The 20,044-nt window shown below is 46.2% G+C and carries 13 protein-coding genes and 1 pseudogene; 2 read left to right on the top strand and 12 right to left on the bottom strand.

What is annotated here, in order from left to right:
* Positions 1-248 precede the first annotated feature (248 nt).
* Complete coding sequence (locus L5L98_RS00395; protein WP_263138110.1) at positions 249-2,108, bottom strand: DUF885 domain-containing protein; 1,860 nt, start codon at positions 2,106-2,108, stop codon at positions 249-251.
* Between the two features lie 567 nt (positions 2,109-2,675).
* On the opposite strand from L5L98_RS00395, the gene L5L98_RS00390 reads away from it, so the two are divergent.
* Complete coding sequence (locus L5L98_RS00390) at positions 2,676-2,885, top strand: cold-shock protein (protein ID WP_006080998.1); 210 nt, start codon at positions 2,676-2,678, stop codon at positions 2,883-2,885.
* Positions 2,886-2,995: 110 nt separating this feature from the next.
* Here the strand turns inward: L5L98_RS00390 and L5L98_RS00385 are convergent.
* Positions 2,996-4,932, bottom strand: a pseudogene (locus L5L98_RS00385) (monovalent cation:proton antiporter-2 (CPA2) family protein).
* A 170-nt stretch (positions 4,933-5,102) separates the two neighbouring features.
* On the opposite strand from L5L98_RS00385, the gene L5L98_RS00380 reads away from it, so the two are divergent.
* Positions 5,103-5,993, top strand: a complete 891-nt coding sequence (locus L5L98_RS00380) for a GGDEF domain-containing protein (protein ID WP_105249714.1) — start codon at positions 5,103-5,105, stop codon at positions 5,991-5,993.
* A 140-nt stretch (positions 5,994-6,133) separates the two neighbouring features.
* Here the strand turns inward: L5L98_RS00380 and tilS are convergent, their stop codons facing one another.
* The 10 genes from tilS to rseP form a co-directional block, all read right to left on the bottom strand.
* A complete protein-coding gene (tilS, locus tag L5L98_RS00375) occupies positions 6,134-7,573 on the bottom strand; it encodes a tRNA lysidine(34) synthetase TilS (protein ID WP_263138109.1) in 1,440 nt (479 codons plus the stop codon).
* A 41-nt stretch (positions 7,574-7,614) separates the two neighbouring features.
* Entirely contained in the window at positions 7,615-11,088 is a 3,474-nt protein-coding gene (gene dnaE / locus L5L98_RS00370; RefSeq protein ID WP_028760595.1) for a DNA polymerase III subunit alpha, read from the bottom strand.
* Between the two features lie 150 nt (positions 11,089-11,238).
* Complete coding sequence (rnhB, locus tag L5L98_RS00365) at positions 11,239-11,871, bottom strand: ribonuclease HII (protein ID WP_263138108.1); 633 nt, start codon at positions 11,869-11,871, stop codon at positions 11,239-11,241.
* Entirely contained in the window at positions 11,871-13,049 is a 1,179-nt protein-coding gene (gene lpxB, locus L5L98_RS00360) for a lipid-A-disaccharide synthase (RefSeq protein WP_263138107.1), read from the bottom strand. The genes rnhB and lpxB overlap by 1 nt, the downstream gene beginning before the upstream one ends.
* 241 nt (positions 13,050-13,290) lie before the next feature.
* A complete protein-coding gene (gene lpxA / locus L5L98_RS00355) occupies positions 13,291-14,061 on the bottom strand; it encodes an acyl-ACP--UDP-N-acetylglucosamine O-acyltransferase (protein ID WP_028760598.1) in 771 nt (256 codons plus the stop codon).
* Positions 14,058-14,522, bottom strand: a complete 465-nt coding sequence (gene fabZ, locus L5L98_RS00350) for a 3-hydroxyacyl-ACP dehydratase FabZ (protein ID WP_006080990.1) — start codon at positions 14,520-14,522, stop codon at positions 14,058-14,060. Before fabZ ends, lpxA begins: the two co-directional genes overlap by 4 nt.
* Before the next feature lie 31 nt (positions 14,523-14,553).
* Positions 14,554-15,579, bottom strand: a complete 1,026-nt coding sequence (gene lpxD / locus L5L98_RS00345) for a UDP-3-O-(3-hydroxymyristoyl)glucosamine N-acyltransferase (protein ID WP_263138106.1) — start codon at positions 15,577-15,579, stop codon at positions 14,554-14,556.
* A gap of 3 nt (positions 15,580-15,582) precedes the next feature.
* Positions 15,583-16,080, bottom strand: a complete 498-nt coding sequence (locus tag L5L98_RS00340; RefSeq protein ID WP_028760600.1) for an OmpH family outer membrane protein — start codon at positions 16,078-16,080, stop codon at positions 15,583-15,585.
* Positions 16,081-16,144: 64 nt separating this feature from the next.
* On the bottom strand, positions 16,145-18,628 hold the full coding sequence (bamA, locus tag L5L98_RS00335; protein ID WP_263138105.1) for an outer membrane protein assembly factor BamA: 2,484 nt from the start codon (positions 18,626-18,628) through the stop codon (positions 16,145-16,147).
* A gap of 31 nt (positions 18,629-18,659) precedes the next feature.
* Positions 18,660-20,030, bottom strand: a complete 1,371-nt coding sequence (gene rseP / locus L5L98_RS00330; protein WP_263138104.1) for a sigma E protease regulator RseP — start codon at positions 20,028-20,030, stop codon at positions 18,660-18,662.
* Positions 20,031-20,044: the final 14 nt, after the last annotated feature.

Here is a 20,044-nt window from a genome sequence, read left to right as displayed (position 1 = left end):
CTAAAAACATCAACGCCGAGCAATAGCAAGCCATTGCCGCGCGACATTTATCAATAAGTTGTGTGGGATTGTATTGAAAGCCTTGGCCGAAAGCCAGAATGATAGCCACGATAGACAGTACCACCATGCCCGCAGGATAAAAATAACAAACTTATCCGCAGACATGGAACTGGCCTTACTTAGATGTAAACAATTGATAAACAATGCTTTACTATTAATAGCCAAGCATTAACTGTTACCGCCAAACGCTAAATTTTCGCTTTAGCGTCAGTGGCTTTAGCCCCAGCACTTTTTTTATCAGCAATGTAGCGGTCGACCAGTGTTTCTAAGATATCCAAAGGAACTGCACCATTCTTCAGAACTACATCGTGGAAATCCCTGAGATCGAACTTATCACCTAAGGCCAACTTGGCTTTTTCGCGCAGTTCGAGAATTTTCATCATGCCGACTTTATAAGCCGTCGCTTGACCTGGCATAACGATATAACGCTCAATCTCTGCCGTGACATCACGATCGGACATGCCAGTATTTTTCTTCATATAGTCAATCGCTTGCTCGCGAGTCCAACGACTATGATGAATACCCGTATCCACCACTAGACGCACAGCGCGGAACAACTCAGCCTGCAGACGACCGATATTATCAAAGGGATCCTTTTGAAAACCGAGCTCCCAAGCCAAACGTTCGCTATATAAAGCCCAACCTTCAATGTACGCCGTAAAAGGCGCCATCTTACGAATAAGTGGCATACCTTCTAACTCCATCGCCACCGCAATTTGGAAATGATGCCCAGGGATCCCCTCGTGGTAGGCTAAAGTGCGCATACCGTATTTAGGCGTGGCCTTGATGTCATATAAATTGGCATAGAAACGCCCTGGACGACTACCGTCAATCGCGGGCTGCTGATAATAGGCACCCGGTGCCGTTTTCTCTTTAAACTCAGGAATACGCACCACTTCCATGCCCGCTTCGGGTCGAATACGAAAGGCATCACCGAGTCCCGCATTCACTTCATCAAGAATCGCTTGATAATCGACGAGGATTTGCGCCCTACCCGCATCGCTATCCTCGTAGTAAAACTTAGGATCGGCGGCTAATGCTTCAATCGCGACCGAGAAACCTTGGCCCACATCGTAACCTTCAGCGGCTAATATAGTCATGATTTCATTTTGAATGCGATCTACCTCAGCGAGCCCTTTGGCATGGATTTCGTCCGCAGTGTAATTAGTGGTCGTAAAGAACTTCAGCAATTGCTCATAGGCAAGGTTACCATTTGGCAGCGCCCAATAACCATCATCCGTCCCAGCTTTGGCTTGTAGCTGGGTAAGGTAGTCGATAAATAATTGATACGCTGGATGCACGTAACCTTTAATGTCCGCTTCCACCGCTGCCAATAACCGTGCTTGCTCATCGGCACTGATATCCGTGTCAGCCAATTTAGTTTTGAAGGAACTGTAGAGAATATTGTCTTGAATCGGCGTCGCGACAAAATCATTCATCTCGGTGAGCACCCGCTCAATCACGAACTTAGGCGGAATAATCCCTTTAGCCTCACGAATTTTTAAACCTTCGAGAGTTTGCGCAAACTTAAGTTTCACCTTTTGTAAACGCGACAGATAGTTTTCTGCATCGCCCACAGAATGCACTTGGTGCTGCGCCTGCATAAAGCTTGGATACCCGTTTTGCACGCCAAATAACTGATTCAGCGGATAGTTATGGTAACGATACGGCTCAGAGACCAATGCGAAATCGGCAAGATATAGGGCAATATCCTTGGAGATACGTTGATTTTCATCTAAATCCGCATCGGAATAGCTCAATAGGGTTTCACGCAGATCTCGCACTTGCGCGAAAGTCTTATCCATCGCCTCTGGACTATCGTCATCCAACTCGGCGTTATGGCCTGTAATCCCTACCGATTCTAAGAAACCCAATGAGGTTAAGGTCTCAGGGCTTTCGAAAGCCATCTTGACCACACTGCGGTCTAGAAATGCGCGAAAGAAAAACGGCTTTTTCGCAAACCATTCATGGGCGGCCAGCGCCACTAATAACAGCACTAAGACTAAGCTGCCGAGTCCAATCCGTTTTAGTACTGTTTTCAACGTCATTCTCCATTCTTATTATATTCAATCTAAAGTTATCGCCCTGAATCCATAGCTCAAGCACGTTTTTATTGGATGACGAGAATACCATTAACCACAAATAAGCAACAATTCAATAACGTAACGAATCATGACAGAATCCTTACCTAAGCATACAAGCCGCATTTAAGCCTAATGGAACGGATTAAAAGGTTAATCGCAAGTCAGTCGTGGCAAACATAAAAAATATTTTCACACTAGACAACAATCAAAAATACAATATAAATGATTGAATATTAATAGTTATATCTAATTTCGCACTCAATAAGTCGCAAAAAAGCAGTTTCAATATGAGAGGTATTTAAAAATAAAACTATACAAACCCCTAGAGTATGTTAATCTGCACTCCGGCCTGTGATTCAGACCTATTTATAAGCAATATTATGTATTTGAAAACCTTCGCTACGCCTGTAATATTTTTTTTGCTGTCATGAAGCTTTCCACTCATAACTTATCATCAATGTAAATAATTCTATTTCTGGCTAACATACCGCATAATTGCGAATTATTTGTTTGAAAATTTTGGAGACATTCATGTCTAAAACTACTGGTGTAGTTAAATGGTTTAACGAAGATAAAGGTTTTGGTTTTATTTCTCCTGACAATGGTGGCGCTGACGCATTCGTTCATTTCCGCGCAATCGTTTCAGAAGGCTTTAAAACTCTTGCTGAAGGTCAAAAGGTTTCTTTTGACATCGAACAAGGCCAAAAAGGTCCTCAAGCTGCGAACGTAGTTATTCTGTAATTAGACTTTGTCTAATTTAAGTTAACAAGTTCCAGACAAAAATGCCGACACTATGTCGGCATTTTTATATCTGCATTTTCATCCATCTCAAAAGAGTGAACCTCAGGCCTTTAGCCATGTAAGAGCTTAGCCTCAGCTTTCTCAAGTCGTCGTGGTTTACCCACTATCAGTAAGATATCCCCTGCACGAAAAACCCAGTCCTGCTCAGGATGTTCCACTTCAGCGCCATTGCGACGAATCGCCCTTAGCTCTACTTTCAGTGTTTCCCACAGGATATCGGCAACGGTTTTACCAATCGCATCAGCCCCACGCGGTAATGCCACCGCATGCAATGACTCTAAAGTAAAATCAGTTTCTGTGCCGGAAAAGAAGCCGTGTAAAAATTGATAATGATTGCGCCGCTCAGATTCTAGCCGTTTTAGGATCCGTGCCAATGGCACACCACATTGGTGTAGTACCTGCGATACTAACATCAAGCTCCCCTCTAAAGACTCAGGGATCACTTGATTAGCTCCCGCCTTTTTAAGCAAGTCTAGATCGCTGTCGTCTTTGGTTCTAACTAAAATTTTAACCTCCGGTGCCAATAACTTACATAAAGGTAAGACTTCTTCTAAACTACGTGACTCACAAAAAGTGATAACGATCATCTTGGCCTGTTTAACGCCCATTTGTTTTAAAATTGCCCGTTTACACACATCACCGAAATAAATAGGTTCGCCCGCACGACGCGCTTCAGTGACGCGCGTTGGATCGAGATCCAATACCAGATAAGGTACAGCTTCAGTTTTTAAAAAACGGGCAATGGTTTGTCCTACTCGGCCGTAACCAAAAATCATCACCAGCTCATGATCATCCATCATCAATGGCACAGCTTCATCCACATGCTTTGCCTGACGGATCCCCAGCGCCCACTTAGCAATATCCACACTATGACGAACTAACCAAGGAGCTATTGCCATGGAAAGCACGGCGACCATGACTAATACGGTACTGATCTCATTATTTAAAAGTTGATAGTTGACCGCTAAAGCCAATACCACAAAACTGAACTCCCCCACTTGAGCTAAGCTCATTGCCGTACTCATCGCAATTCGAAAAGGCTCGCCTACTAATCTTAAAATGCCATGAATGATCAGCGCCTTACCTAGTACAACGGCGACTAAGATCAGCAATATCTGCCACCAGAAACGCATCACTAAGGTAAAGTCCAGCATCATGCCAATGGAGATGAAAAACAGCCCCATCAATAGATCGCGAAAAGGCCGTATATCCGCCTCAAGCTGGCGACGGTACTGGCTTTCTCCCAGCAGCATACCCGCCATAAATGCCCCCAGTGCCATGGATAATCCTAGCCACTGAGTAAAAGCCCCTGTGACAAGCGCAACGACTAAGGTCGATAATACAAACAGCTCATTGGAGCGAGAACGCGCAACCTCATCAAATATCCGTGGCAGTGCCCACTTACCAAACGCCATTAAGAGGAAAAAGGCCAAAATGCCTTTGAGCAAGGCAAAGGCGATGTCCGCGACCATCAAAGGTTCGCCGCCATTGGCCAGTAATGGCAATAGGATCAAACCGCTAAATCTTGGAATAAAAGCACGCTGACGGAGAGTTCGCCGTGGCGGCGCCTCAGCCATCCCTGTTCATTGAGCAATTTAAGGACAATAGCAGTAGATGACAACGCGATGGCAGCACCGATAACCAAGGCTTCAACCCAATTCAGGCCGCACAATAGGGCCACGCCCATGGTCAACAGGGTCGTGATCACCATCTGCGCACTGCCTAAGCCAAATACAGTCCGGCGCATGGCCCACAGCCGCGGCACAGAGAACTCTAAGCCTAAGGTAAACATCAGCAGCACAACGCCAAGCTCGGCAACAGATTGCATTTGATGCTGGGTAAACCAGTGAAAACCACTTGGGCCACTCACTACCCCTGTGAGTAAATAAGCCAGAATTGCGGGTAGGCCCAAACGGCGCAGCACAGCAATGGCCACAATGGCAATCACGAGCATAAGTAATACTTGGATTAAAAAGCTATGTTCCATTGGGGCTATGACTCCTGTCAAAATGCTGACGTGTCAAAAAATCTAACGCTGAGTTTTAAGCTTAACTGAATGACTAACAAAGACAAATTTTATTAACAAATATTGCGGCACGGTATTTGCTTAGACTAGGTTAGAGATGTATCGCACTAACATTTGCTGGAGTGATGATTATGGACTTTGGCCTAGCGACCGAGCTGTATCCCGACGAATATCGCTATCAAACAGAACATTATAGTCCCAATGATAATCCATTGGACTTGATACAAGTGATCCAACAACTGCACGCCAGTTTAGATCCTAGGACAGTCTTTGCCTGCTATGGCAAAGTGCTGGGACAACACTTGCCGATCCAAGGCGTGCGCTTAACCTATGGCGAGCACAAATTCAGCTGGGGCAAACGTTATGGTATCAGCGTCAAACGACAGCTCATGTGTGCAGGAATGCCATTAACGATTCAGTACCAACTGGTGACGCCATTTACGCCATCACAAACCTCAAACTTACAGGATATTGAACCGCTGTTATTGCAACCTTTATTAAATGCGTTGCAATATCAAGAAATGTCGATGCAAGCTATGTTTGACTCGCTCACTGGCTTAGGCAATCGCCATTATTACAGTCAGAGTCTCAGTAATGCGACCGCAAGAGCCCATCGAAAACAAGGAGCAGTCGCTCTCATAGTGCTCGATCTTGATAACTTTAAACAACTTAATGATAAATTCGGCCATAAATGTGGTGACTATATTCTGAAGGAATTTGGTGACATCATTCGTGCAACCATACGCAACACAGATCAAGCCTTCCGGATTGGTGGTGATGAATTCGTCATTATTGTCCAAGGCAATATTCATGCGGCTGGCTTGTTATGTGAACGGATTGTCTCGGTAATCAATCAGCACAGTAGTTTCAATCAATTTGGGGTGAGCTGTAGTTTAGGGGCGGCAGAATCACACGATACCATTGAAGCCGAACAACTTTATGAACTTGCCGATAAGGCGCTTTATCAAGCCAAAGCCGCCGGACGTAACTGCTATAAACTCAGCCAAAATCAATTGGTTTAACACGCGCAGGGATGCCAAATGAAATGCGATAACTCACTCGCAGCGCGTACCCCATAAAGGTCTAAATCAAACTGACGCGCTGCGTTCCACTCTCCTCTCGCTTTCCTAGAACACACCAATATTCCAAGATTGACTCTCGACTAGAATTCCTTTGCTTCCTCAACAAACACCTGTAAACCAAGTCCATTCGACTCAACAATAAAGCCCTTTTCAACCCACAGTCCAATTGCCATCACCAGTTGCTCGCCATAAAACACAAACCCCACCTTTTCGCGTACCCAAGGCGGAATGGCAAACTCTTGCCACAGTTTCTTTAATTCTCGCCCCTTACCCCGAGAATGCGGGTGGCAGCGAAATTGCCCCGCAAGTTGATAACGCACACTAACGACTTCATCAGGCCAAGGTAAACGGACTCTGGGACCTTGTTTTGTCACTATCAGCCTAATCTGCTCACCATTCGCTAAGCCCGCAGGCGACACGACTAATTCGGTACTATCTCCCTGTAATAAAGAAATAAAGTCATGCTGTGGCAAGGTCCAACTCACAGGCTGAGTGTGACGTTTGTGAGTTTGATACTTGAATAAATAGACTTGATTAGCAAAGCGACGGATTTCACACTCACCCACTCGAATATGCACTTTAGCATCGTCTTTCGCGTTAAGAAGCTGAGTGATGATTTGCTTAAGCTGCACCTTTGAGGGCAAAGCAAAACCTTGGGATTCAATAAAGCCCCGTAAGAGTAACGCTTGCCAGTCGGCTGACTGTTCGGCAAAACCATCAAGCTTGAATACACTTTGAGTATGGTAAGGCGCTTGGGTTAACCATAAAGGTAAACGTTCACTCACCTGTAAATCCAGCGTCGCCTGTTGTTCGGCGCACAATGCCGCACTGCGACTCGCAGTTGTCGCAATACTCGGCCAACGCGCTTTTAAGCGGGGAATGATTTCTAAACGTAAAAAATTTCGATCGTACTTATCGTCTTGATTACTTTCATCTTCGATATGCACTAAGCCTTGATGTTTCGCGTAGGCTTCAATTTGCTCACGGCTGATATCCAATAACGGCCGCAGTTGTTTGCCTTGTGCTAATGCTTGAACTTGTCCCATGGCCGCCAGCCCTTTCGGCCCCTGACCACGTTTGAGCGCCAGCAGAATAGTTTCGAGCTGATCGTCTTCATGGTGAGCTGTCAACAACACATCATTGGCACTTAAATGCCGCTCAATCGCCAGATAACGCACTTTGCGCGCTTCGGCTTCAAGGCTCAATCTTGGCCCGCGATTAACCGTGACTCGCTCAACCGTCACGGGCAGATCGTAATACAGGCCCCGCTCAAGGCAATGCTGTGCCCAAGCCTCAGCGTTATCGCTTAGGCCATGGTGTACATACACTAGCTGATAATTAAACTCCGGATGTTGCCGTGCAAACTGGCTTAAACCAAAGGCCAAGACTTCGGAATCAACCCCACCACTGTAAGCCAGCACTAACTTGCTGTCAGGCGCTAAGGATTGCGCAGCCAAAAAATCACAGATATGCGCGCTGAGATCGCCAGCAGTCAATGCTTCGTCAAACTTAGCCGACATAAGTTAACTTCATCTGTTTACACCTAAGACATTCGCCAACATTAGAATAAAATTCTCACCTTGTTTGGCCCGAGCAACGATTCGAGCGAGAGCATTAAATCATCGGTCGGATTCACTCGCCAAGCATCGGCTAACCTAAACTGACCTTTGGCTTGAGCTTGAGTGTAATTGATCACCACAGGCACAGCGCCGTTACGCCACGGGCTTAGGGCTTGCTCGAAAGTGTCTAACGCCGATGGCGTTAACTCGCTGCCATCCATATCAATTTCCAGCGCTTTGGCAAAGTGGCTGCGCGCCTCACTGATATCTATGATGTTACGCGCCGTCATACGGTTGCCGCCGGCAAAATCATCGTAACTCACCTCACCTTCACAAATGAGGATGCGGTCTTTCTCCAGCAGATGATTAAACTTTTCAAAGGCTTCGGTAAACAACATGATTTCAAGACGTGCGCTCTTATCATCGAGCGTCAACAGGCCCATTTTCGAGCCGCGTTTGGTCAGCATCACTCGCGTTGCCACCACTAAACCCGCAGCCTTAGCGGTTTTACCCCGTTCGGTGGGATGCACATCTTTCAAACGACCGGACGTGTAATGCTTAAGCTCTTTTAAATATTGATTGATCGGATGACCAGTCAAATACAAGCCTAAGGTTTCGCGCTCGCCTTCGAGCCAAATTTTATCTGGCCATGGGGTACATTCGACAAACTGCTGCTTACTGTCTTCGGGTTCACTGTTGAGCAAACCAAACATATCGTGTTGGCCAATCGCCTCGGCTTTGGCATGTTGATCGGCGGCGCGAATCGCTTCGGGCAAGGTTGCCATCATAGACGCACGATGCGGCCCAAGAGTATCGAGTGCACCCGCGCAGATCAGCTTTTCAATCACGCGCTTATTGAGCTTTTTCAAATCGATACGGGCACAGAAATCGAATAAATCCACGAAGGGGCCATCTTTACGCGCCTCTAAAATCGATTCAACTGGACCTTCACCCACGCCTTTAATGGCGCCAATGCCATAAACAATGCGCAAATCATCATCGACGGTAAATTTGAACAAGCCTTTGTTCACATCCGGAGGAATGAGCGGTAATCCCATACGCTCGCATTCATCGACCAAAGTCACAATTTTATCTGTGTTGTCCATATCGGCCGACATTACCGCCGCCATAAACTGCGAAGGATAATGGGTTTTTAGCCATAAGGTCTGATAAGACACAAGCGCATAGGCGGCTGAGTGAGATTTGTTAAAACCGTAGCCGGCGAACTTTTCCACTAAGTCGAAGATCTTCATCGACAAGTCGCCGTCGACGCCGTTATTGATTGCGCCCTCTTTAAAGATACTGCGCTGCTTGGCCATCTCTTCGGGCTTTTTCTTACCCATAGCACGGCGCAACATGTCGGCGCCGCCAAGGGTGTAACCCGATAACACCTGTGCAATCTGCATCACTTGCTCTTGATACAGAATAATGCCGTAGGTCGGCGATAGCAGTTCTTTTAGGGATTCATGCTGGTACTGAGAATCGGGATAAGACACTTCTTCGCGCCCATGCTTACGCTCGATGAAGTTATCTACCATGCCCGATTGCAAAGGCCCAGGACGGAACAATGCCACCAGTGCGATCATGTCTTCAAAACAGTCGGGCTGCAGACGCTTAATCAAATCCTTCATACCGCGGGATTCCAACTGGAATACCGCCGTGGTTTCATATTTTTGCAACAAGCGGAAAGATGCCGCATCCGTTAACGGAATCGCTTCGATACGCACAGGTGGGCGACCGTTTTTGACCTCGACCTTGTTCACCATTTCCAGTGCCCAGTCGATGATTGTCAAAGTGCGTAAACCCAAAAAGTCGAATTTAACTAAACCTGCGGTTTCAACGTCGTTTTTATCGAATTGTGTTACTGGGTTTTTACCTTCAGCATCGCAATAGAGCGGCGCAAAATCGGTAATTTTTGTCGGTGCAATCACCACACCACCCGCGTGTTTACCGGCGTTACGCGTCACACCTTCGAGCTTGCGACACATGTCGATCAGATCTTTTACGTCTTCATCGGCATCATAGGATTCTTGCAGGGCTGGCTCGACCTCAAACGCTTTCGCCAGCGTCATCCCAGGTTCTGGTGGAATGAGTTTAGAAATTCGGTCAACGAAGCCATAGGGATGACCCAGCACACGGCCAACGTCACGAATAACCGCTTTTGCCGCCATAGTTCCGAAGGTGATGATTTGCGATACCGCTTCGCGGCCGTACAATTCGGCCACATGGTCGATCACTTCATCACGTCTATCCATGCAAAAGTCGACATCAAAGTCGGGCATAGAAACCCGCTCTGGATTGAGGAATCGCTCGAACAGTAAGTCAAATTCTAATGGGTCTAAGTCGGTAATCTTAAGCGCATAGGCCACGAGTGAACCCGCGCCCGAGCCCCGACCAGGCCCTACTGGAATACCGTTATCTTTACCCCATTGGATGAACTCCATCACGATCAAGAAGTAACCGGGGAACCCCATCTGGTTGATCACTTTAAGTTCAATGTCGAGGCGCTCATCGTATTCGCCGCGTTTCTCGGCGCGCACCTCAGGATCAGGGAACAAAAACTCGAGCCGCTCTTCAAGACCCTTCTTCGAACAGTCGACCAGAAAGTCTTCGATGGACATATCGCCCGTCGGGAAGTTGGGCAGGAAATATTCGTATAAACGGATCGTTACATTACAGCGTTTAGCGATTTCGACACTGTTCGACAACGCCGCAGGAATGTCGGCGAATAGTTCACACATTTCCTCTTCGCTACGCAAATACTGCTGTTCACTGTATTTTTTAGGTCGACGAGGATCGGCAAGGGTAAAGCCATCGTGAATTGCCACCCGAATTTCATGGGCATCAAAATCTTCGGGTTTAAGAAACACCACCTGATTGGTCGCCACAACAGGGATGCCCTTCTCCTGCGCTAAGGCCACCGCCATATGCAGATAACGCTCTTCATCGGGGCGACCTGTGCGGATAAGTTCGAGGAAATAACGGTCAGTGAAATGGGTCTGATAAAAGTCGCATAAAGATTCGACTTGTGTGCCATTGCCCTTGAGCAGTGCCTTACCCAGATCGCCTTCTTTGGCGCCCGATAACAGCAAAATGCCTTCGTTATAAGTGAGTAACCACTCTTGGTCGATCACCACACGCCCAGCCACTTGGCCACGCAAATAGGCCTGACTGATAATTTGGGTTAGATTCTGATAACCAACATTGTTCATCGCAATAATGGTTAAGGCGCACAATTCGCCTTCAAATCCGGGCACTTGCATCCAAAAATCGGCGCCGATAATCGGTTTGATCCCCGCACCATGGCAACCACTGTAAAACTTAACCAAACCACAAAAGTTGTTTTGGTCAGTCAGGGCGACAGCCGCCATTCCCTGCGCTTCTACCTGCGCCAAAATCGGCTTGACCTTGGCAACGCCATCGGTCATTGAGAAGTCACTGTGGACACGAAGATGCACAAAACGAGGATCGGACATAATTAGGATTATCTTTGAATAGCAGGTTAACAATAACTAGAAAGCAGACTAACAAAGTCACGCAGCCAGAGCCAGTGACTTTGCTGGATAACGGGAACTTATAGCCAAACAACCTGAAACTCGTATCTTCAGGTGGCTTGGGAGCACAACTTACAGTCCCAGTAATGCCTTGACGGGTTTAAAACTTTTACGATATTGGTCAAACACCCCATGTTCGGCGATGGCCTCAAAATGCGCCTTAGTCGGATAGCCCTTATGCTTAGCAAAACCGTATTGCGGATAAGCAGCATCGAGCACATCCATCTCACGATCACGCGTCACTTTGGCGATAATCGATGCGGCACTAATACTGGCAATTAAACCATCACCTTTAATGATGCTGTGACTGGTAAGCGAGACGCCATTATGGGCAACAAATGCCGGACTGCGATTGCCATCGACTAACACCAACGCAGGCGCAATCTTAAGCCCTGCAACCGCGCGCTGCATTGCCAACATAGTGGCATGCAAGATATTAAGCGCATCGATTTCAGCAGGACTGGCGCGGCCCACGTGATAACACAAAGCTTTATCACAAATCTCATCAAACAAAGCTTCGCGACGCTTCTCACTGAGTTTCTTGGAATCATTCAGACCACTGATGGGCTTGTTTGGATCTAAAATCACAGCCGCAGTCACCACATCACCAACTAAAGGCCCACGGCCGACTTCATCCACACCAGCAATTAATCCCGTCGAAAAGGCCAGAAAATCGGCGTCGGTTAAACTTTTAAAAGTTGCCACTAGTTAGCCTCCAGCGATTTAGCATGACTTGGTTTAGGCTCAACCAGTGCCATTACCGCTTCAGCAGCTTTTAAGCTCGCATCACGGCGTAACACTTGGTGCAGGGCATCAAACTCAGCTTTGAGCGGCGTAAAATCTCGATTTAACTCGACTGTGACCGCCGCAGCTATTTTCTCTGGCGTGCAATCTTCTTGAATGAGCTCAGGGACGAGATCTTTTCCAGCCAGTAGATTCGGTAACGAGAAACGCTCGACCTGCATCATGCGCTTAGCAATCCAATAGGTCATAGGGCTAACACGATAAGCCACCACCATTGGACGCTTAACCAACATGGCTTCTAACGTCGCGGTGCCAGAAGCTAATAAAATGCCATCGGCAGCCGCCATGACTTCGCGCGACTGACCTTCGACCATATGAATTTCGAGATCGGGTGCAAAATCCTTCAACGCTTGCTCAAATTGCTCACGGCGCTTTTGATTGACCAGTGGCGTCACAAAACGTATATCAGGGAAGTTCTGTTTAATCAGTAAAGCCGCCTTCACGAAAGGCTCAGCCAGTTGCTTTAACTCGCCACCACGGGATCCCGGTAGAATCGCTAAATATTCTGCATCGGCATCGAGTTCGAGTAACTGGCGCGCCGCCGCTTTATCGCTTCGCAACGGAATATCATCCGCTAAGGTATGACCCACAAAGGTACAAGGTACTTGATGCTTATCATAAAAAGCTTTCTCAAATGGCAATAGCGACAACACCATATGGGTCGCCTTCGCGATTTTGAATATACGTTTTGGGCGCCATGCCCACACGGATGGGCTCACATAATGGACGGTTTTAATACCGCGCGCTTTAAGTTTAAGCTCGAGGCCTATATTAAAATCCGGTGCATCTATGCCAATAAAACAATCGGGCTTAAGCGCGGTGATCTCTTTAATCAAGGATGACCGCACTTTTAATAAGCGAGGTAGACGGGATAACACTTCAACGATTCCCATCACTGCGAGTTCTTCCATCGCAAACAGGGATTTGAAGCCTAGGGCCTCCATGCGGGGTCCACCGATACCGACAAAGCGCGCATCGGGATGGGTATTTTGCAGCGCAGCCATTAAACCTGCACCTAAAATATCGCCTGAGAGTTCTCCGGCAACCATGGCAAACACTAATGGAGTTTTATTGCTCATAAACCAATCACGTCTCATGAATTAATGGCATTGGATGAAGAGGTAAACCGCACCTAAAATGCATCGTTCCAAGCCTACACTTATGTTAAGTTAATGATTCAATTAATGACTAAGCTCATTTATGGTCGAATGCATTGATGAATAAACGCATTTTTAACGGCTACGTCTACCACAAAAAAGGCTTAAACCAATAATACAAAAGGGCATAAAAATGCCCTTTTGTTGTCATGTGGTCATCAAGTTAGCGAATAATGCCGCGACTCGATGACTTTACAAACTCAAGCAGTAATTTGACTTGCTCATCATTCTGCGCATCTTCAGCTAATGCTTCAATCGCTTCTTCTACCGTTAAACTGCTACGGTATAAGGTTTTATAAGCACGACGCACGGCTAACTGGCTTTCTTTAGAAAAACCGCGACGCTTCATACCTTCGCTGTTTAAGCCGCGAGGCACCGTCGGTTGACCTGCTGCCATCACAAAGGGAGGCACATCCTGCAGTACTAAAGAACAACCAGCAGTAAATGCATGGGCACCAATATGCACAAACTGATGCACACCTGTCATACCGCCTAAAATCGCCCAATCACCAACGTGCACGTGACCTGCAATAGATGCGTTATTCGCCATGATGACATTATCGCCGACCACACAGTCATGGGCGATATGCACATAGTTCATAAACAGGTTATTCGACCCAATACGGGTTTCACTGTTATCTTGAACTGTACCACGGTGAATGGTCACGTTTTCACGGATGACGTTATTGTCGCCAATGATCAGTCGTGTCGGCTCGCCAGCGTACTTTTTGTCTTGGCATTCTTCACCAACGGAGGCGAATTGAAAAATACGATTCCCTTTGCCGATAATCGTTGGACCTTTGACCACCACATGGGAACTCAACCAACAATCATCACCAATTTCGACGCCCGCACCGATATAGGTCCAAGGGCCAATAGTGACGTTATTGCCAATTTTTGCATCGGGATGCACAAACGCTAATGTATCTATCACTGACTAATCTCTCTGCGGGCACACATGATTTCAGCGGAACAAACCACTTCACCATCCACTTTGGCCTCACCGTAGAAAACGCCAATCCCGCGGCGCTCTTTAATCATTTTGACATCAAAATGAATTTGATCTCCTGGCTCAACCACACGTCTAAAACGCGCATTATCGATACCAGCAAAGTAATACAACACACCTGGTGGTGGTACATCACTACTCATCGTTTTAAAGGCTAACAGGCCAGTTGCCTGTGCCATCGCTTCTAAAATAAGCACACCTGGCATCACAGGTTGTATCGGGAAATGTCCCTGAAAAAATGGCTCATTTATTGAAACGTTTTTGATCGCCTGCAGACTAACACCAGGAGTGTAATCAAGCACACGATCGATCAATAGGAATGGATATCTATGGGGTAGATATTTAAGTATTTCTTTAATATCCATAGTGTTCATTTGATTAGACACGAACCGAGTTCCTCAAATTGCCTTGGGGCAATTAATCTGGTGTTTTTAAATTTTTTTCCAACGTTTTAACACGCTGGAACAGTTCATCTAACTGACGGAAACGAACTGTATTTTTACGCCAAAGTTTATTGTCCATTGCCACGGTGGCAGAAGAGTATAAGCCAGGCTCACGCATGTTAGTGGTGATATTGGTAGCACCAGACACATGCACACCATCGGCTATGCTCAAATGACCTGCGATGGCACAGCTACCGCCAATAATACAATATTTACCAATAGTGACACTGCCAGCAACAGTAGTACTGCCTGCAATAGCAGTATTTTCGCCGATTATATCGTTATGGGCAATTTGTACTTGGTTATCAATAATCACACCGTCGTGGATCTCTGTATGGCCTAATGCACCGCGATCTACCGTTGAATTAGCCCCAATCTCAACCCGATCGCCAATACGCACGCCACCTGTCTGCGGAATTTTAATCCACTGACCACGTTCGTTAGCATAACCAAAACCATCTGAGCCTAATACGGCACCCGAATGGATAATACAATCCTGTCCTAAATGCACATCGTGATAGACGGTGACATTAGCCCACAAACGTGTTTTTGAGCCAATAACCACATCTTGTCCCAGCACAACACCGGCACCAATCTGCACATTTTCACCTAAAATGACGTTCGCACCAATCACAGCATTCGCGCCAATAGCGACACCTTCCCCTAAATGGGCTGAAGAATCAATTTGTGCCGAAGGATGGATACCTACCGCCGCTTTGGGTGTCGTGTCCAAATACTGAGCAACACGAGCAAAACCGACATATGGATCTTTTACAATTAACGCAGTACCTTGATAATCCTGCGCATCTTTAGCTGACAATAACACCGCACTCGCTTGAGTTGCCTCAAGCTGAGAGCGGTATTTACTGTTGGCTAAAAAAGAGATCTGACCCGCCTTGGCATTTTCTAAGGTCGCCACACTATTAATAATTAGCGTTTCGTCGCCTTGGATATCACCGTCTAATAACAGGCATAGCTCTTTTAAAGTCACACTATTCATCTATTACTTGCCTTTGCTTAAGGCTTCAACCACTTTGCCACTGATGTCAGCGTTAGGCTTAACATAAATGACAGCACCACGTTGTAATACCAAATCATATTGGTCTTTTTCAGCGATAGTGTTGATGGCTTTTTGCACTTTAACTAACAGTTTATTTTGCTCTTCACCTTGGCGACGACGTAGGTCTTCATCCAATGCTTTGCCTTTTAACTGATATTCAGATTTTAGCGATTCCATTTTACGAACCAGCTCAGTTTTTTGTGCATCGTTCATTAATGCACCATCACGTTGCTGTTTCTCCATCAGAGAACGCATTTCTTCTTGCATTTTTTGGACATCAGCTACGCGATCACCAAACTCTTTCTTCAGAGATTGAGAGATCTGTTCACGTTGTGGGAGCTGTTCAAACACAGCGCCCATATCCACTACGGCAATTTTCTCAGCATGTGCCACTAACGGCGCGCCTAACAAAACTAACGTCATCAGCGCACAATTTACCATCTTGTTCAAAATAAACTCCTTGTTACCTTGTTATTGTCAGCAAAACTTGCCGAGTGTATGCCTTTTAAAAAGTTTTGCCAATATTGAAAGAGAAGATCTCCGTTTGGTCACCTTCATATTCTTTAAGCGGCCACGCCAAGCTGAACACCATAGGTCCCATAGGTGATAACCATTGCACACTCAGGCCCCAAGAGGCGCGCAGGCGTGCTGGATCACTAAAGTCCTGTAACTTAGCAAACTCTTCCGCAGGCAAACTATTTCGATAAAAATCATAGTCAAACTCAGTATCCCAGACGTTACCCGCATCGACGAAGAAGCTAGTACGAACTGAGTTAGTGTAAGCCTCATCCAAGAATGGGGTTGGTACAATCAACTCCATACTTGCCGTTGCAAGAGCATTACCACCGATAGAGCGGCCAGAACTGACTTGAATGCTATCAGGATCCGGTTGAGGGAAGTTACAACCATCACCCGATGGATCCAAGCAAGGTTCGCTACCACTATACATATAGAAGGAGCGAGGACCGACCGAGTTTGACTTAAAGCCACGTAGTGAGCTACTACCACCTGAGTAATAGTTTTCCCAGAAAGGCAAAATTTGGTCATTATCATTAAATTGACCATAACCGTTACCATAACCTAATCGACCACGGGCCAAGAGCACAACGCTCTGACTGCGGTTAACAGGAAAATAGAAGTTAGTGTCAAAGTCTGTCTTAAAATACTGTAAATCAGACCCTGGCGAAGTCATTTTGCCATTCAGACGCTGGGACGAGCCATCTGTTGGGAAAGTGCCACGGTTCAAGGTACTACGATACCAGCCTAGGCTGAGTTCGAAGTTATCAAAACTTAAGTCGGCATTCGGATCATCATCACGATAGATGTTATAGAAACGACGTGCCTGCTCATAGGCAGAAATTTCAGAAATCGTGTTGTGACGATAGCCAATACCACCATTGATACGGTTGTATTCGTTAATCGGGAAACCCGAGTTAAGCGCCACACCATACGAACTGTTTTTATAGCGTTCTAAGTTAGCTTCATTGGCGTCAAACTCACTCCAATAAACGCTCCCGCCTAAACTCACTCCGTCTTTTGTCCAGTACGGATCGGTATAGGATAAGTTAACGTTTTTAGAGTACTTATTTGTACTCAAGCTAATACCCGCTTGATTACCTGTACCTAAGAAGTTGTTTTGCTGTACGCCAAACTGCAAGCTCAGACCTGATTCAGTACCATAACCGACACCCGCGTTAAATGAGCCCGATGGCTGCTCTTTCACTTTAACCGCAACATCAACTAAGTCATCAGTACCTGGCACTTGAATGGTTTCAGTGTCAACGGTTTCAAAGAAGCCCAAACGGTTAAGACGGGCTTTAGATTGCTCAACTTGCGCTGAGTTTAACCAAGCGCCTTCCATCTGACGCAGCTCACGGCGCATCACTTCATCTTTAGTCACTGTATTACCAGTGAAGTTAATCGCCCGTACGTAAACACGTTTACCCGGTTTAACATTGATGTTTAAGGTGACTTCTTTAGTCTTATCATCAATTTCAGGGTAGGTTTTCACTTCAGGGTAAGCATAACCGAAGCGGCCTAAATACTTGCTGTACATTTCTTCGGTGAAAGTCACATCACCGCCGTTGTACATATCACCTGCTTTGATTGGCAGAATTGATTTCATCAACTCTTCACGGCCCATCAAATCACCCGTCAGGTTTACTTCTTTAACTTTATACTTCTCACCTTCATCTACGTTGATGGTGATATATAAACCTTTACGGTCAGGCGTCATGGCCACTTGAGTCGAGGTGACTTCGAAGCGGATATAACCTTTATTGTGATAATAGGTTTTGATGGTCTCGAGATCGGCCTGCAGCTTTTGCTTCTGATAACGGCGTTCGCCGAACAGATCCCACCAAGCCACATAATCTTTAAGTTCCAGCATGCCAATCAACTCAGCATCGGTGAACTCATGATTACCGACCACGTTAATTTGGCGGATTTCGGCCGCTAAACCTTCGGTAAACTTAAATTTCAGCTCAACCCGATTACGGGGTAAGTTAATCACTTGAGCTTCCACTTTCGCGCCGTATTTACCCACGCCGTAGTAGAAATCCTGCAGACCCTTTTCAATACCGGTCAACATAGTGCGATCGAGCGACTCACCGACTTTAACGCCAGAACCGTCCAGACTTTCCTGTAACTGTTCGTCTTTAATGTCTTTGTTGCCATCGAATGTCACGGCACTGATGGTAGGACGTTCAGTGACTTTCACCACTAATACGCCGCCATCTCGGCTCACGGAGACATTTTCAAAGTTAGTCGATGCATACAAGCTTTTAATCGCTTGCTGGATTCTTAACTGGTCAACAGTGTCACCTACTTTTACTGGTAAGCTTAACAAGGCAGCACCGAGTGCAACTCGTTGCAAACCTTCAACTTGGATGTCGGTCACTTCAAACGGTTGGAAAGTATCAGCCAACACAGTCCCTGAAAACGACGCACCGACGAATAACATCGAGGCAAAAAGTTTATTCAATCTCATAGAGCACTTCTAATTATTAGTCTGTCCTTGCTCAGAGTCGGGCAAAATCATTGAAAAGCGCAACGCTCATCAACATCAGCAGTATTGCTGCCCCAAATCTGAATCCTATTTCCTGCACCTTTTCAGGTACAGGTTTACCAGTTATTACTTCAATAAAGTAATACAGCAGGTGTCCCCCATCGAGCACAGGTAAAGGCAGCAAGTTAATGATGCCTAAATTGACGCTGATGAGCGCGAGGAACCCGAGAAAATAGACCAAGCCATAGTTTGCACTACTGCCCGCACCCTGTGCGATCGAAATGGGTCCACTCAGGTTTTTCACCGACACATCGCCGGTAAATAATTTGCCAATCATCTTAAAGCTCACAGCAACAAGTTGCCATGTTTTATCCGCTGCTATACCGAAAGAATCGATTGGTCCATATTCAAGTTGTAAACGCATATTGTCTGGCCATTGTGCTTGGGTTGGGCTCACCCCGAGCATACCTATCTCTTGGCCATCGGCATTTTTACTGCTTAAGGGTGTCACTGCCACATTAATCTGTTCGCCATTGCGACGCACAGTTAAACTCACAGGCACATTGGCAGAATGTTGAATAATGTCAACAAAAGCCTGCCAATCGGTATAATTTTTACCATTTATTGCGACTAAGGTGTCACCGACTTTTAGCTCACTATTCGCAGCGGCACTGTCAGGACTAATCGCAGCAATGGTGGGGACGATTTCGGGACGATAAATCCCTAACCCTAATGCCGTAATCGGGGATTCTTTTTCAGGATCAAAACGCCAATTACGCGTATCTAAGGTATAAGACCGCGCACTAGAGTCTAAACCTTGCAAACCATTCAATGGCGTTAGCGATACACTCAGACTTTCATCACCTATGTGGCCGACTAAAGCTAAATTCACCTCTTCCCAGTTACGCACAGCCTGACCGGAAATGGCCGTTATTTGCATTGGCTCTGTGATTTGAATTTGCGCAGCAGCAGTCCCGGGGGTCGTCGAGATGATCACAGGCTTAAGTGATGGCACACCAATCAGATACATAAAATACAGGGCAACGATGGCAAAAATAAAGTTAGCAATTGGACCTGCGGCCACAATCGCAATACGTTGCCATACGGTTTTACGATTGAACGCTTGATCTTTTAATTCATCGGGAACGTCTTCAACACGCTCATCGAGCATTTTGACATAGCCGCCAAGGGGGATCATGGCTAACACATATTCAGTGCCGTCTTTACCAACACGGCGCCAAATAGCCTTACCAAAACCAATGGAGAAACGTTCGACTTTCACGCCACAACGTCGCGCGATATAGAAATGGCCGTATTCGTGGGCAGTAATTAACAGACCCAGTGCAACGATGAAAGAACCTAAGTTCCATAAAAAATCTAACATCCCACTCCTTACGT

The sequence above is a fragment of the Shewanella sp. SM23 genome, assembly GCF_025654295.1.
GTDB classification, from domain to species: domain Bacteria; phylum Pseudomonadota; class Gammaproteobacteria; order Enterobacterales; family Shewanellaceae; genus Shewanella; species Shewanella oncorhynchi.
This window is presented reverse-complemented; position numbering and strand designations above follow the sequence as displayed.

Bases quoted from the DNA above. Each gene is read 5' to 3' on its own strand.
- L5L98_RS00395 (WP_263138110.1), bottom strand. From the start codon at position 2,108: ATGACGTTGAAAACAGTACTAAAACGGATTGGACTCGGCAGCTTAGTC.
- L5L98_RS00390 (WP_006080998.1), top strand. From the start codon at position 2,676: ATGTCTAAAACTACTGGTGTAGTTAAATGGTTTAACGAAGATAAAGGT.
- L5L98_RS00380 (WP_105249714.1), top strand. From the start codon at position 5,103: ATGGACTTTGGCCTAGCGACCGAGCTGTATCCCGACGAATATCGCTAT.
- tilS (WP_263138109.1), bottom strand. From the start codon at position 7,573: ATGTCGGCTAAGTTTGACGAAGCATTGACTGCTGGCGATCTCAGCGCG.
- dnaE (WP_028760595.1), bottom strand. From the start codon at position 11,088: ATGTCCGATCCTCGTTTTGTGCATCTTCGTGTCCACAGTGACTTCTCA.
- lpxB (WP_263138107.1), bottom strand. From the start codon at position 13,049: ATGAGCAATAAAACTCCATTAGTGTTTGCCATGGTTGCCGGAGAACTC.
- lpxD (WP_263138106.1), bottom strand. From the start codon at position 15,579: ATGAATAGTGTGACTTTAAAAGAGCTATGCCTGTTATTAGACGGTGAT.
- L5L98_RS00340 (WP_028760600.1), bottom strand. From the start codon at position 16,080: ATGGTAAATTGTGCGCTGATGACGTTAGTTTTGTTAGGCGCGCCGTTA.
- bamA (WP_263138105.1), bottom strand. From the start codon at position 18,628: ATGAGATTGAATAAACTTTTTGCCTCGATGTTATTCGTCGGTGCGTCG.
- rseP (WP_263138104.1), bottom strand. From the start codon at position 20,030: ATGTTAGATTTTTTATGGAACTTAGGTTCTTTCATCGTTGCACTGGGT.